At 71.3% G+C, this 14,814-nt stretch carries 8 protein-coding genes; 3 read left to right on the top strand and 5 right to left on the bottom strand.

From position 1 onward, the window contains the following. Positions 1 to 39: 39 nt before the first annotated feature. From AB0399_RS38175 to AB0399_RS38155, 5 genes are all read right to left on the bottom strand, one after another. Positions 40 to 2,454, bottom strand: a complete 2,415-nt coding sequence (locus AB0399_RS38175) for an Ig domain-containing protein (RefSeq protein WP_366414408.1) — start codon at positions 2,452 to 2,454, stop codon at positions 40 to 42. Positions 2,455 to 2,550: 96 nt separating this feature from the next. Beyond that, positions 2,551 to 3,879, bottom strand: a complete 1,329-nt coding sequence (locus AB0399_RS38170; protein ID WP_366414407.1) for a Gfo/Idh/MocA family oxidoreductase — start codon at positions 3,877 to 3,879, stop codon at positions 2,551 to 2,553. Between the two features lie 56 nt (positions 3,880 to 3,935). Continuing rightward, entirely contained in the window at positions 3,936 to 4,766 is an 831-nt protein-coding gene (locus tag AB0399_RS38165; protein ID WP_366414406.1) for a carbohydrate ABC transporter permease, read from the bottom strand. Beyond that, positions 4,763 to 5,713 carry a sugar ABC transporter permease gene (locus tag AB0399_RS38160; RefSeq protein ID WP_329372649.1) on the bottom strand — a complete coding sequence of 317 codons (951 nt, stop codon included), beginning with the start codon at positions 5,711 to 5,713 and terminating at the stop codon, positions 4,763 to 4,765. Before AB0399_RS38160 ends, AB0399_RS38165 begins: the two co-directional genes overlap by 4 nt. 46 nt (positions 5,714 to 5,759) lie before the next feature. Next, positions 5,760 to 7,049: an extracellular solute-binding protein gene (locus AB0399_RS38155; RefSeq protein WP_366414409.1), complete on the bottom strand. Its 1,290-nt coding sequence runs from the start codon at positions 7,047 to 7,049 to the stop codon at positions 5,760 to 5,762. A gap of 204 nt (positions 7,050 to 7,253) precedes the next feature. Here AB0399_RS38155 and AB0399_RS38150 point away from each other — a divergent pair, with 204 nt between their 5' ends. From AB0399_RS38150 to AB0399_RS38140, 3 genes are all read left to right on the top strand, one after another. Next, complete coding sequence (locus AB0399_RS38150; protein WP_366414405.1) at positions 7,254 to 8,369, top strand: ROK family protein; 1,116 nt, start codon at positions 7,254 to 7,256, stop codon at positions 8,367 to 8,369. A 253-nt stretch (positions 8,370 to 8,622) separates the two neighbouring features. Beyond that, the gene (locus AB0399_RS38145) at positions 8,623 to 11,421 is read left to right on the top strand and encodes a galactosylceramidase (RefSeq protein WP_366414404.1); all 2,799 of its coding nucleotides are present in this window, start codon (positions 8,623 to 8,625) and stop codon (positions 11,419 to 11,421) included. A gap of 318 nt (positions 11,422 to 11,739) precedes the next feature. Beyond that, entirely contained in the window at positions 11,740 to 14,436 is a 2,697-nt protein-coding gene (locus AB0399_RS38140) for a beta-N-acetylglucosaminidase domain-containing protein (RefSeq protein ID WP_366414403.1), read from the top strand. The last annotated feature ends 378 nt before the right edge of the window (positions 14,437 to 14,814 follow it).

Genomic DNA, 14,814 nt, shown 5'->3' with positions numbered 1-14,814 from the left:
CCGGCCGGAGAGCGGGCCACCGGTGCCACTACGCCACGGTCAGCGCGTTCGGCCTCCCTCGGCGGGTGAGGGGTTCCCCACCCGGATCGTGAAGGTCTGGCGTGCGTCCGGGGTGCCGGGCGCGCCCTTGCCGGTGAGGGTGAACCTGGCGGGGGCGCCGGTGAGCGGGACGCCGGTGATGCCGCCGGTGTCGGGGTTGAGGTGCAGGCCGGCGGGCAGGGTGCCCGCGGTGACGGTGTAGCGGATGATCGAGGGCACGTTCGCGGCCGGCCGTGCCTCGTAGAGCTTGCCGGGCGTCATGCCCGGCAGGCTGGTGCTGGTGAAGCCCGGGGTGGGGACGGAGACCGTCCGGGGCGCGCCGACGGCGTTGCCGGCGGCGTCGAGCTGCTGGAGCGACCAGGAGCTGCCGGGCGTGATGACGCTCAGGTGCCAGTGCGTGGACTGGTCGCGGAACTGGGCGCGTTCGTCGTCGGTGAAGGCTCCGAGGTTGCGGGCCGTCTCCCACTGCTTGACCTCGTCGAGCAGGGCCGCCGTGTTCTGCCCGCCGTTGGTCAGGCTGGACACGGAGGTCTCGAATCCGGCGCCGGCGTTCAGGCCCGCGCCCCGTGCGAGGGTGTCCTCGACCGTGTGGAGGGCGGCGCCTCCCGGCAGCGAGATCCAGCCGAGCATCCCGGGCAGGTGGTTGGCCTGGTAGTAGGCGTTGTTGATGAACACCTGGTTCATGCTGGTGGAGCCGACCTCGCCCCAGCTGGCCCGGGACAGCGCGTCCCAGACGTTCGAACCCTCGCGGCTGGTCTCGGAGATGAAGCCGTCCTTGGCCTTCAGCTGCGCGAAGGCCCCGTTGACCATGCGGGCCATGCCGTACTGGCCCCAGCCGGCCTCCGAGGCGGACTCCAGCCCGTCGAACGAGGTCGCGCTGATGCCGGTGGTGTTCCAGATGGTCGCGAACCGGGTGGCGGTGGCGTCGATGAGCTTCAGGTCGCCCAGGGCGCCGTCGTACGAGTTGTGCGGCACCCGGGCGGCGGTGGCGCCGGCGGCGTGGTCGGCGGCGGCCGAGGACCACTGGGCCCGGGTCAGCCCGGTCACCTGGCACTCGTCACCGACGGTGGTGAACCCCGTGTAGTTCACGAACTCGTGGTCGATCAGCAGGGACTTGCCCGCCAGACCGTCGGCCAGCGGCGCGCAGCTCGCCATGTACAGGGAGGTGTCGGTGGCGGCCAGCGGCCGGGTCAGCTCGGCGCTCTGGCCGAGTTGGAGGTCGGGGCTGGGCACGGGTTGGACGTAGGGGTCGTTGGTGTCGATGAAGTTCGACAGGGTGTGCGCGCCGACGGCGACGCCGTCGGACGTGGAGGCGTGCACCAGCGCGGTCGCGCCGGCGTCGCTGCCGCCGAAGCTGGAGTTGAACTGGAAGTGCCCGGCGGACTGCCAGGGGCCGTCGGCCCCGGGCAGCGAGTAGACCGTGTCGATGCCGGCGGCCTTGGCGAACCGGTCGGCGTCCGCGACGTTGCCGGTGTTGAGGTCGGACAGCACCAGGATGGACTTGGAGGTCGCCTGCGCCGCCTTCTGCCACTGCCCGTCGATCGTCGGGTACGGCAGGTTCTGGCCCTTGGCGATCGTCGACAGGACGGTCGGCGCGAGATCCGGGGTGGTGCCGTACAGCGCGATCCGCGAGCCGACGATGCTGCCCTGGGCACCGGGCAGCGGCCCGACCGGAATCCCGTAGCCGGAGTCGTTCGTCCGCAGCCGCTGCTTGGTGTAGTCGAAGGTGAAGGCGCGCAGCAGGTTGCCCCAGGGGGTCCGGCCGCCGACGCTCCACTGCTCCAGCGGTGCCACCTGAAGGTCGGACGGGTTGTCCGACACCTCGTTCTCCCAGCCCATGCCGGTGTCCTCACGGGGCCAGCCGCCCTCGGTGCGGTCGTTGAGCACCTTCATCCCGGCCGTGAACCCGCTGTTGCTCGCCAGGCCCGCCGACTCGCCGAGCGAGCCGGTCAGCGTGGTCGCCAACGGGCCCCACAGCAGGGTCTGCACGTCGGCGCCGCGGGGCGCCTTGACCTTCGTGACGGTGAACGTGGAGTACGACGTCCGGTCGCTGACCGCCACGTCGACCTCGGTGCCGGCCGCGGAGTTGCCGAACACCAGCGTGCCGCCGGAGCGCCGCAGGGAGGTCGGCTTCACCTGCCGCCCACCGATGACCAGGCTGACCAGGGGAGCGGTGCCGTGCCCCGCCACCAGGTAGTTCCGGCCGTCGCGGGAGTCGACCAGGCTGGTGACCGTGCCGGTGGCGTCCATCCCCACCCGCAGGTAGCCGGCGTCCACCAGGACATCACCGGAGTGGTGCGATCCGGTCGCCGCCGACACGGTCTGGATGCCGGCCGCCGCCGGCAGGGCGGTCAGCAGGCCCGCCACCGCGATCGCGGCGGTCAGGCGAGGGGTGAGTTTTCGTCTCAGGTCCATACGCGAGGGGTCCTTCCTCGGACGAGAATGCGCTCTTCACGGGTGTACGGGTGTACGGGTGTGGTGCGGGGGTGGTACGTCAGGGGGCCGCTACGGTCAGAGCTCGACGACCGTCCCGGCGTGCCGGGCCCGCTCGGCGGCGAAGACCACGCGGTGGCTGGCCAGGCTGGCCTCGATCCCGGAGACGATCAGCTCGGGCCGGCCGCCGTGCAGGGCGTCGATGTAGGCGTTGAACATGGCCGCGTCGCCTCCGGCGTGTCCTTCGGCCGCGGAGGAGCCGTCGAGGGAGGTGTCGATGACGGTGGTGCGCTCGGTGCGGAAGTCGTACACCTCGATGTGGCGGCCGTCCCCGGTGAGCTGGCCGCGGGTGCCGAAGATCTTCGTCTGCCGGTTCTCCATCGGGGTGAACGCGGTCAGGACGAAGGACGCGGTCACGGCGTTGTCGAACTCCAGGTTCACCACCTGGTGGTCCGGCACGTCGTTGTCGCTGTGGTAGACGCAGCGGCCGTACGGCCCGTCGGTCAGCGCCGCGGTGACGGCCTCCTCGGTCAGCTCCCCGGCGGTCGCGATGCGGGTGAAGTACTGCTTGGTGCCTCCCCGGCGCAGCCCGTCCCGGTAGAGCCGGGGCGCCGAGAAGGCGCACGAGGACTCCAGCGGGCAGGTGACACAGCGATCCGTGGCGCCTTCGGGGGCGGACTCGGGACGGAAGTGGGTGAGCGACCCGAACGACGACACCCGCCGGACCGGCCGGCCGACGACGTCGCACAGCCAGTCGATGTCGTGGCAGGACTTGGCCAGCAGCAGCGGCGCCGACTGGTCCTCGCGGCGCCAGTTGCCGCGCACGAACGAGTGCGCGAAGTGGTAGTAGCCGACCGGCTCCAGGTGCTGCAGGGAGACGATGTCGCCGATCGCGCCGTCCCGCAGCAGCTTCTTCAGCGCCACGGAGTAGAGCGTGTACCGCATGACGTGGGCCAGGGCCAGCGCGGTGCCGTTGCGCTGTACGGCCTCGGCGATGGCGTCGCAGTCCTCCTGCGTGGTGGCCATCGGCTTCTCCAGCAGCAGCTGGTAGCCGAGGTCGGCCAGGGCGACGGCCGCCTCGACGTGGTCGGCGTCCTGGATCGCGACGATCGCGACGTCGGCCAGCCGGGGCCGTTCCAGCACCTCGCGCCAGTCGGTGAAGCAGAACTCGTCGCTGACCGCGTGCCGGGCGGCGAACGCCCGGCGGACGCCGTCGCGGGCTTCGGCGACGGCCACCACGCGGGCCCGCTCCGGGCTCTTTGCCGCCAGGTCGGCGTAGGCCTCGCCGCGGGCTCCCGCGCCGAGGACGACCAGCGACAGCGGACGCCCGAGCGGCGCGGACAGGTCCCCCGTGACGAACGGTGTGGAGGCGGGTGCGCCGCCGGCGGGCGGGGCGGCAAGGTTCACAAGTACTCCTGTTGAGCGATCAGGTAGCGAGGCGGCGGGGGTCGGGGGAAGCGGAGTCACCCCTTGGTCGCGCCGCCTGTCAGGCCCTTGACGAAGTGGCGCTGGAACGCCAGGTAGAAGACGAGGATCGGGATGGTGGCGAGGAACATCAGCGCGAAGACCGCGCCGAAGTCCGACTGGTGCTCCCCGATGGCCCGGTAGATGCCCACGGTGACGGTGGTGCCGTTCGCCGGGCCCATGATGATCAGCGGGTTGAGGAAGTCGTTCCAGATCCAGACGCCGAGGAAGATCAGGACGGACGCCGAGGCCGGGCGCAGCAGCGGGAACACGATCTTCCAGAACACGCGGAACGGCCCGGCGCCGTCGAGGGCCGCGGCCTCCTCCAGCTCGATCGGGATGGTCTTGACGAAACCCGTGAAGACGAACACGCCGAACGGCACGTAGTACCCGACGTTGACCAGCACCAGCCCCGGGATCGTGGTCATCAGGCCGAGCCGGCGCAGCACCTCGGTGACCGGTTCGAGGATCACCGCGGGCGGGATCATCAGTCCGCACAGCAGGGTCGCCAGCACCCCCTTGGCCCAGGCTCCCTTGGCCCGGGCCAGGTAGTGCCCGAGCATGGCGGAGACGATCGTCAGGGCGGTGACGGAGATGGCGGTGACCTCGACGCTGTTGATGAGGCCGTACCAGAACAGGTGGTCCGGGCGGGACAGCACCTGGTGGATCGAGGAGAGCGTCGGCGGGATCGGCAGGCTCACCGGGTGCGCGGTGATGTCCGGGCCGTGCTTGAACACGTTGACCAGGACCACGTAGAGCGGGAGGAAGAACACCGCGGTGACGAAGAGCGCCGCTGTCGGCCGGAGCCACAAGGACCGCTGGGAGTTCACAGCGTGACCTCCCGCCGCTGGAGCACGCGCAGCGCGAGGACCGAGATCACCGCGATGATGGCGAGCATGACGGTGGCCATCGCCGCGCCGTACCCGATGTGGTTTCCGGTGAACGTGGTCTGCACGACCTCGAAGGCGACGGTGGAGGTGGTGCCGTTGCCCGGGCCGCCGTTGGTGATCACCTGGATCTGGTCGTACGCCTTGAACCCGCTGATCAGCAGCATGACCGTGTTGATGGTCAGCGCGGGCGCCAGCATCGGCCAGGTGACGTTCCTGAAGCGTGTCCAGATGCCGGCGCCGTCGATGGAGGCGGCCTCGTGCAGTTCGGCCGGCACACCGGCCAGGCCGGCCAGGTAGACGACGACGCAGAAGCCGAGCATCTGCCAGGTGATGATGAACGCGACCGAGTACAGCGCGAGATCGGGGTCGGACAGCCAGCCGGGCGGGTGGTGCACCCCGAGCTTCTTCAGCATCGAGTTGAGCAGCCCGTCGTCGGTGAGGATCGCCTGCCAGATCACCGAGACCACGACCGAGGACAGCACGACCGGCGTGAAGAACACCGAGCGCAGGGCGTTGTAGAGCCAGCCGCGCCGGTCGAGCAACAGGGCGACGAGCAGCCCGAGGAGGTTGGCCAGGACCGTGATGATGACGGTGACGACGACGGTGTTCTTCAACGCGCCGGTGAAGTCGGGGTCGGAGAACAGCCGGGTGTAGTTCCGCAGACCGACCCACCGGGTCGGCGGATTGGCCGGGTTGCGGTTGGTGAGGCTGGTGCCGATCGTCATGGCGATCGGCACCAGGACGAAGGCGAGGTAGACGACGAGTCCGGGGGCGCCGAAGGTCAGGAAGTGCCACACCTTGGAGCACCGGGCGGACCATCGCCGGGCCGGACCGGCACCCGGCGCGTCCCGGGTGTGCGCGCCCGGGGGCGCGAGTGTCGCGGTCATGTCTGTCTTCTCCTCGTTCCTGGGTCGTCGTGCGGGAGGGCGCGGGCTACTCGTCGGCCTTGGCCCATTCGGAGTCGAGGAACGCCCCGAACTCCCGCGCGGTCTTCTTGCCGTTGATCAGGTCGGCGACTCCGGCGGCGGCCTTGTCCGCGACACCGGCGGGCAGCGAGTCGTCGCCGGACTCGACCGAGAAGGCGTCGACGATCGCGTGCTGCTTCACCGCCTGCTGGTAGAGGTCGAGCGTGGCGGTGTAGACCGGGCCCATGCCGGCGGGCGGGGTGTAGTCCTTCAGCGCGATGATCGACCCGTCGGTCTTCACCGAGGCGTCCAGCGAGGCCTTGTCGAGCATGAACGCCAGCGCCCACTTCTGGGCGAGCGCGACGTCGGGGGCCTTGGAGGACACGGACATGCCGCCACCGGTGTAGGACGGCATGACCAGCGAGCCGTCGTCGGAGGGCCAGGCGAACACGCCCACGTCGAAGGGGGGCTTCTTCGCGTCCGCGGAGGCGGCGAACCACGAGCCCATCGGGTACATCGCGCCCTTGTTGGCGCGGAACGCCTGCTCGTCGTCGGCGTAGGAGCGGGACAGGCCCGCGCGATCGATGTAGCCCTTCTTCGCCAGGTCCGAGACCTTCTGCGCGGCCTTGGTGAACGCCGGATCGGTGAACTTGGCCTTGCCCTTGGCCTTTTGCGCCAGCCAGTCGGGCTCGGGCCGGTAGGTGTCGGTGGCCACCGCGCCGATCAGCGGGTACATGTCGGCCCAGGTGTCCTTGCCGCCACCGCCCACCACCAGCGGGTTGATCCCCTTGGTCTTCAACTTCGCGCAGTCGTCCAGCAGGTCCTGGTACGTCTTCGGCGGGGCGGCGATCCCGGCGGCGGTGAAGTCGGACTTGTTGTAGTACACCAGCGGCGTCGGCTGGGTGTCGTACGGCAGCTGGTAGATCTTGCCGCCGATGGGGTTGGAGTGCGGCGACACGAAGTCGCTGAGCTGCCCGTCGCTCCACGAGGCGAGCTGGCCGGCCTGCGCGAACCCGTTCGGCGACACCCCGATCATGATGTCCGGCAACTGGCCGGAGGCCGCGAGCTGCTTGGCGTAGCCGACGCGGTCCACCGACGGGGCCACCAGCTTCTTGATGGTGACGCCTGGCACCTTCGCCGAGGCCCGGGCGATCGCGTCGTCCCAGTACTTGGCCGTCAGGTTCGGCGTCTCGAAGGTCAGGAAGGTCAGCGTGACCTTCCCCTTCCCGCCTCCACCTCCCGACGCCTTGCCGGAGCCGCCGGCCGCACAGCCGGACAGGAGTATCGCCGCCACCAGGCCCGAAGCGGCCAGCGGCATCAGCTTGCGTCTCACGGAAGTCCCCATCCGTCGTGGTGATAGATAACAAGACTTGTTTAACAATTGAGTCGAGAAGATACTGGTCTCCTGCGCCTGCTTGTCAAGGGGTCGCGGCCAGGATGATCACGTATGAATCGAGGCAGGGGCCAGATGCGAATCACGGGCGGGGACCCTTCGGCACTGCGCAGGCGGAACCTGGCGGCGATGCTGAGCAGGATGTACGAGCACGGCGCGCAGACCGTCACCGAACTCGCCCGGTCCACCCGCCTGTCCCGGCCGACCTGCGAGGAAGGCGTGGCCGAACTGCTCGCCCAGGGCTGGGTCGCCGAGGGCGCGGCGCCGGACCCGGCGGCCGCCCGCCAGCCGGGACGGCCGGCCAGGCGCTACGAGTTCCACGCCGACGCGGGCCGGGTGCTGGGCGTGGACGTCGGCGCGCACAAGATCCTCGCGATGGTGGCCGATCTGCGCGGGGCCGTGACCGTGGCCCGGCGGATCGACGTCGATCCCGACCTGCCCGCCCGGGGGCGGCTGGCGGCGATGGGCGACGCGGTCACCGCCTGCCTGGCCCGCGAACCCGTGGCCGATCGCAGCCCGCTGCTGGCAGCCGTGATCGCCTCCCCGGGGGTCGTGGACGCCCGGGGGCGGGTGGTCCTGTCCAACGCGATGCCGGAGTTGACGGGGCTGAACCTCGCGGACGAACTCGCCCGGACGCTGGGTGCCGGCAGCGTGGACGGGCCGATCCACGCCGAGAACGACATGCGTATGGCCGCACTGGCCGAGCAGTGGCGGGGCGTTGCCGACGGGGTGCCCGACCTCGTGTACATCCACGCGGGCCACCGCCTGGGCGCGGCCGTGCTCATCGACGGCAGGCCCTACCGCGGTCATCGCGGCGCCGCCGGGGAGATCGGCACCCTCGGCCTGCTGGACTGGGCGAACAGCTACCGCCGCCTTCTGGCCTACGCCCCCGGCGGCACGACGGGCGACGCGACGCTGCGGGTCTTCACGGATCTGCGCGAGGGCAACGCCCAGGCCCGGGAGCTGGTCGACCGCTTCGCCCGCGACCTGGCCACCGGAGTCGCCGTCATGTCGATGACCATCGACCCGACGCTGGTCGTCGTCGGCGGCGGCATCTCCCAGGCCGGCGACGACATCATCGAGCCGGTCAGCCGGCACCTGGCCGACCTGTGCCTGTTCCCGCCGGAGGTCCAGGCATCGAGTCTGGGCGACGAGTCGGTCGCGCTCGGCGCCCTGCGCTACGGCCTCCAGGACGTGGAGGGGCGGCTGTTCGGGGCGGACGGGGCGGAGTGGGCCTCCTCGTGACGGCCGGGTGCACGGAACACGCGCGCTGCTGAGCGAAGTTGATCGGTCTGCCGCCGTTCCGATCAAGCCAGCGCGCCGCGTTGCGTGTGCGAAACCTTGACGCCATGCGACCGGCTCCTTACTCTCAGGGCCGTCTGAGCGAATCTGATGGGTTTCGTTGGGTCCGGCGGGTGTACCGATCGGTCTCGCACACCATCGCACCTGACCAGCAGTCATCCACCGATGAGGACGCCGTCCTCCCAGGAGACATGCCATGCACACGCACACCGAGCGACGGAGATCGGGCGGTGGGGACCGCTTCGTGGCCGTCGCCGCCGTCCTGGCCCTGATCATGGCCGCCGCGGCGGTCCTGCTGGCCCCGGCCGGAGCCGGCGCGGCCGCGTTGCCGGACACCTCGATAGCGGTCAACGGCCAGGACACCGGACGTACCTTCGACGGGCTCGGCGCGATCAGCGGCGGCGGTGGCAACACCCGGCTGCTCACCGACTACCCGGCCGCGCAGCGCAACGCGATCCTGGACTACCTCTTCAAGCCCGGCTACGGCGCCGACCTGCAGCTCCTGAAGGTCGAGACCAGCGGGGACGGGAACACCACCTCCGGCGCCGAGCAGACCGTCGAGGAGACCCGGGGAGTGATCAACTGCCAGGCGGGCTACGAGTTCTGGCTCGCCCAGCAGGCGGTGAAGCGCAACCCGCAGATCAAGCTCTACGGGCTGACCTGGGCGGCACCGGGCTGGGTCGGCTCCAGCATGTACACGCAGAACGGCATCCAGTACATCACCGACTGGCTGGGCTGCGCCAAGCAACGCGGGCTCACCTTCGCCTACATGGGCGGCTGGAACGAGAAGGGCGGCTGGACCGCGGCCTGGTGGAAGGACCTCCGGGCGGCGCTGGACGCGCACGGCTTCGCCAAGGTCAAGCTGGTGGCCGCCGACCAGGTCAGCTCGTTCTCCGACGTCAGCGGCGCCATGGCGCAGGACCCGGACTTCGCCGAGGCGGTCTCGGTCATCGGCGAGCACTACCCCTGCGGGTGGAACGGCCCCACGCCGATCTCGGACTACCCCAACGTGGAGACGTCCTGCCCCTCCTCGCCGGCCGCCCAGGCACTGAACACGCCGCTGTGGGCCGCTGAACAGGGCTCGATGAGCTACAACGCCGGCGGTCTGCCGATGGCCCGCGCCGACAACATCGACTACGTCGACGGCCGGATGACCGCGAGCATCAACTGGCCCGTCGTCGCCTCGGCCTACTCGGACGTCGGCTTCGCCGACCAGGGACTGGTCAGGGCCGACGAGCCGTGGACCGGCGCCTACGACGTCGGCCTGTCGACCTGGGTGACCGCGCACACCACGCAGTTCGCGCAGCCGGGCTGGCAGTACCTGGACGGCGCCAGCGGCTACCTGGGCGGCCGGAGCTCCGACGAAGTCGGCAGCTACGTGACGTTGAAGTCGCCCGGCGGCAAGGACTGGAGTTCCGTCGTGGAGACGACCCGGGCCACCGGCCCCCAGACGGTCGAGCTGGCCGTCAGCGGCGGCCTGTCCACCCGGCCCGTGCACGTCTGGAGCACCAACCTGGTCTCCAATGACCGTTCGCAGTGGTTCGCGCAGGACCGCACGCTCGTGCCCGACGCGCACGGCACGGTCACGATGACCCTCCAGCCCGACCACCTCTACTCGTTCACCACCACGACCGGGCAGCACAAGGGAAGCGCCGCGGTGCCGGCGAGCAAGCCCCTCGCACTGCCCTACTCCGACTCGTTCACCACCGGGACCCAGGGCCAGCAGGCCCGCTACCTGGCCACCATGGAGGGCGCGTTCACCGTCGAGCCGTGCGCCGGCCGCGGCGGCAACTGCGTGCAGATGGACACCCCGGCCAAGCCGCTCGAATGGCAGTCCAACATCCGGACCCCCTACCCGTACACGGTGGGCGGCGACGAAGCCTGGAGCAACTACCAGGTGTCCGCCGACGTGCGCAACGCCCAGCCGGGTTCGGTCGGGATTCTGGGCCGCCAGAGCAACCTCGGCGGCACGGAGGAAGACCCGTCGAAGGTGCACTACTACTCGCTCACGCTCAGCGACACCGGCGCCTGGTCGATCAACCTCGCGGACGGCTCGGGCAGCGCGGCACGGTCGCTGGCCGGCGGAACGCTGTCCTCGGCGGCCGGGCTGAACACCTGGCACAACCTGGCGCTCACCTTCGACGGCTCGCTGATCTACGCCTCCGTCGACGGCACCACCGTCGGATCGGCCACGGACACCACCCTCGCCGCCGGGAAGGTCGGCCTGGTCGCCAGCGGGTATCTGGCAGGCGAGCAGTACGACAACCTCAAGGTCAGCACGCTGACCGACCTCGCGGTCCCGGTCGCGCTGCCGGCCGGCACGCACACCCCGGAAGCGGTGACGAACGTCGGCTACGACGCCACCGGCGGCGCGGTGAACCAGTGGCAGTACAGCGGCTCGTGGCAGTCCGGCGGCGGAAACACCTGGGACGACACCGCCGGTGACAAGGCGACGCTGACCTTCCAGGGGGACAGCGTCACCCTTCAGTCCATGGCCAACGCCAGCAACGGCATCGTCGACGTGTCGGTGGACGGCGGCTCGCCCACCGCGGTCGACCTCTACAGCGGCAGCGGCGCTCTGGCCTCGGTGTTCACCCGCACCGGCCTCGACCCCGCCCAGCGGCACACGTTGACCGTGACCGTCACCGGCAGCAAGAACCCCGCGTCCGGCGGCAGTTTCGCCTCCGTGGCCGGCGCCCTGGTGAGCGTGCCCGGCAAGCCGGCCGCCGCGCCGGTGCTCGCGAGGCCGGCCGACGCGTCCTCGGTCCACGCGGGCCGGATACGGATCGAGGGCACCGCCACCCCGGGCGAACTGGTCACCGTCTCGGTGTCGGGCAAGCCCGCCTGCGTGGACCAACCCGCCGACCGGCACGGGAACTGGCGCTGCGACACGCGCCTCCAACGCGGGTCCGTGGTACTCACCGCGGTCGGCGTCGACCCCGTGACGGGCCTGATGTCGGCGCCCACCGCCCCGGTCCACGTGCGCGCCACGTAGACCGGAGCGGCACCCCGGGCGCTCCCGCCGCGCCATTGACGTCGCAATTTCACCGGGCCTACCGTAGATGTCTAGACCACTGTGAGCCCGCCGGACGGTCACGGCCCACCGTCCGGCACCCGCGGCACCTCCACGCCGAGCGCGCCCGCCACGCGCACGGCGACGTACTCCTCGATCACGGAACTCCTCGATCACCGCACCCCTCGCTCGATGGTCGCACCAGGCCCGCCCCGCCGGCTGACCCTGCCGGCGGGCGCGGTCCGCGAAGGCACAGCGCACTCAGGAGCAAGCCGGACAGCAGACCAAGGAGGATGACTCGTGCAGCACTCCCACGGATCGACCCGCGCCAGACGCACAGTGGTCGTGGCCGCCGCCGCCCTCGCGCTCGCGGCCACCGGCGCGTTGCCCGGGGTCCGGGGGACGGCGCATGCCGCCGCCGCCCCGAGCGCACCGCGGATCTTCCCCACCCCCCGCTCCGTCACCCCGCACACCGGCCACGTCACCATCACCCCTGCCGTGACCCTGGTCGCCGGGCCGTCCGCGGACACCTCGGCGATCAGCGCGACCGAGCAGGCCCTGCGCGCCGGGGGCGCCCGCACCTTCGCCCGCGCCGACCACCCCGCGCGGCACGGCGGCCTCACGGTGTACGTCGGCGGCCCGGCCGAGACCCCCGGGTCCGCGGCGGCGCTGGCCGCGCTCCGGCTGCCCGGAACCGCCGGGCTGCCGGCCGAAGGCTACGAACTGGGCGTAGGGAACAGGTCGATCGTGCTGGCCGGAGCCGATCCCACCGGCACCTTCTACGCCGCGCAGACTCTCCGCCAGCTCGTGCGGCCCGACGGGCGCGCTCCCCGCCGCACGCTGGACGGGCTCGCCGTGCGGGACTGGCCGTCCACCCCCTTGCGGGGCGTCATCGAGGGCTTCTACGGCACGCCCTGGTCGGACCCGGCCCGCCTGGACCAGCTCGACTACCTCGCCGCGCACAAGATGAACATCTACGTGTACTCGCCCAAGGACGACCCCTACCTGCGGGCGCAGTGGCGCGACCCGTACCCGGCCGACAAGCTCTCGGTGATCAAGAGCCTGTCCGACCGCGCCACCGCCGACCACGTGGCGTTCACCTACGCGCTCTCACCCGGCCTGTCCGTCTGCTACAGCTCCGACGCGGACGAGAAGGCGCTGGTGGCCAAGTTCCAGACGCTGTGGGACGTGGGTGTGCGCTCCTTCGCCGTCCCGCTGGACGACATCAGCTACACCAACTGGAACTGCGACGCCGACAAGACCAGGTTCGGCACCGGCGGCGGCGCGGCGGGCGCGGCGCAGTCGTACCTGCTCAACCGGGTGCAGCAGGACTTCATCGCCACCCACCCCGGCGCCGCGCCGCTGCAGATGGTGCCCACGGAGTACTACGACACCTCGCCCAGCCCCTACAAGGCCGCCATCGCCCAGCAGTTGGACCCCGCCGTGCTGGTGGAGTGGACCGGCGAAGGCGTCGTCGCGCCCACCATCACGACCGCCCAGGCCGAGGAAGCCCGGCAGGTCTTCGGCCACAAGATCCTGGTCTGGGACAACTATCCGGTCAACGACTATGTCACCAACCGGCTGCTCCTCGCCCCCTACACCGGGCGCGAGCCGGGTGTGGCCGGCGCGGTGGCGGGGCTCACCTCGAACCCGATGATCCAGCCGTACGCGTCGAGGATCGCGCTGTTCACGATGGCGGACTACCTGTGGAACGCGGAGGCCTACGACCCGCAGACCTCGTGGAACGCGTCCCTCAGCGAGCTCGCCGGGGGAGACCCGAGGACCACCGCCGCCCTGCGGGCCTTCGCCGACCTGAATTACACCTCGGCGCTGACCGGCGGTCAGGCACCCGAACTGAGCGCCGCGATCAAGAAGTTCTGGACCGCCTGGCCGGCCGACCCGGCCAAGGCCGCCCGCGCCCTGAGCCCCCGTCTGGCCGCCGTCGCCGCCGCTCCCGCGTACCTGCGGGCCCGTCTGCCCCACAGCGAACAGGGATTCCTCACCGACGCCGCGCCGTGGCTCGACTCCACGGCCGACTGGGGAACGGCCACGCTCACCGCCCTGGACATGCTGCAACGGCAGCAGGCGGGCGACGCGGCCCACGCGTGGGCCGACCGGCAGGCGCTGCCCGCGCTGGTCGCGGCGGCCTCCGCACACGGCGTCCTGGTCGGGGACACCGTGGTGGACACCTTCGTCACCGACGCCGAGAACCGGTACGACGCCGCGCTCGGCGTCGTGCACACCCGTGCCACGGCGACCACCTCCCTGGGCACCTACAACGGCAACAGCGCCGCGAACTACACCGACGGCGACCCCGACACCTTCTTCTGGTCGGACGCGGCCCCGTCGGTCGGTGACTACGTCGGTGTCGACCTGGGCTCGGCGCGGCCGATCAGCACCGTCGACATCCTCATGGGCAAGGCGTCGAGCGCCGACGACTACATCCACCAGGGGACCCTGGAGTACTCCTCCGACGGCACCACCTGGAAGTCGCTGGGCGACTTCAGCGACACCGCCGAGGTGAAGGCCGAAGCCCCCGCCGGGACCACCGCCCGCTACGTGCGGCTGCGCAACACCGCGGCGCAGGACAACTGGGTGGTGGTACGGGAGTTCACGGTCGGCTCACCGCTGACGGCGGTCACCGCGTCCGGGACCCCGGCCCCGGCGGCGGACTCGTCGCTGGCCGCCGCGGTGGACGGCGACCTGACCACCGCCTACCACGCCGGCGCCGCCCCCGCCTCCGGCGACGCGCTCGTCGTGACGCTGCCGGCGGCGAAGGCACTGGACTCGGTGCTGGTCCTGCAGCCCGGCACCGGCCGCGCCCGGGCCCTGGTGCAGGTCCACGACGGCACGACATGGCGGACGATCGGCGCGCTGACCGGGCCCTACACCCGCCTGCCCGCGCACGGCGTCGCGACCGACACCGTCCGCCTGCTGTGGACGGCCGGCAGCCCGGCCCCGGTGGTCTCCGAGGTCGTGGCGAGCGCCGCCGGCTGATCATCGGCCCGCGGATGAGAGGGCGGACGGGCCCGCTCACGAGCACGGTGAGCGGGCCCGTCCTCGCCGTCCGGGTGTGTTCGTGGCCGGTACGGAGCCCCGTCGGTCGCCCACCACCCGAGCGGCCCATCCCCGCGCGCGAATGAGGGGCGCCGTGGTGGGTACTGGGGAGGAGGGGGATCACAGGAGCGAGAGGGGTTGCCGTGCACGACCAGATGGTGCAGCTGGCTCTGACCACGAACGCCCGGGAGGACATCACCTGGTACGCGATCATCGCGGTGATCTTCATCATCGGCGTGATCTTCGCGATCCGCAGCAACTGATCTGATCTTTTCCGCGCCGCGAGCCGTCCCGGCGGGGCGTGCGCGCGGACCGGCC

The sequence above is a fragment of the Streptomyces sp. NPDC088194 genome (genome assembly GCF_040702025.1).
Taxonomy (GTDB): Bacteria; Actinomycetota; Actinomycetes; order Streptomycetales; family Streptomycetaceae; genus Actinacidiphila.
Note: the sequence above shows the minus strand (reverse complement) of the source record. Positions and strands in the feature narration are given on the sequence as shown.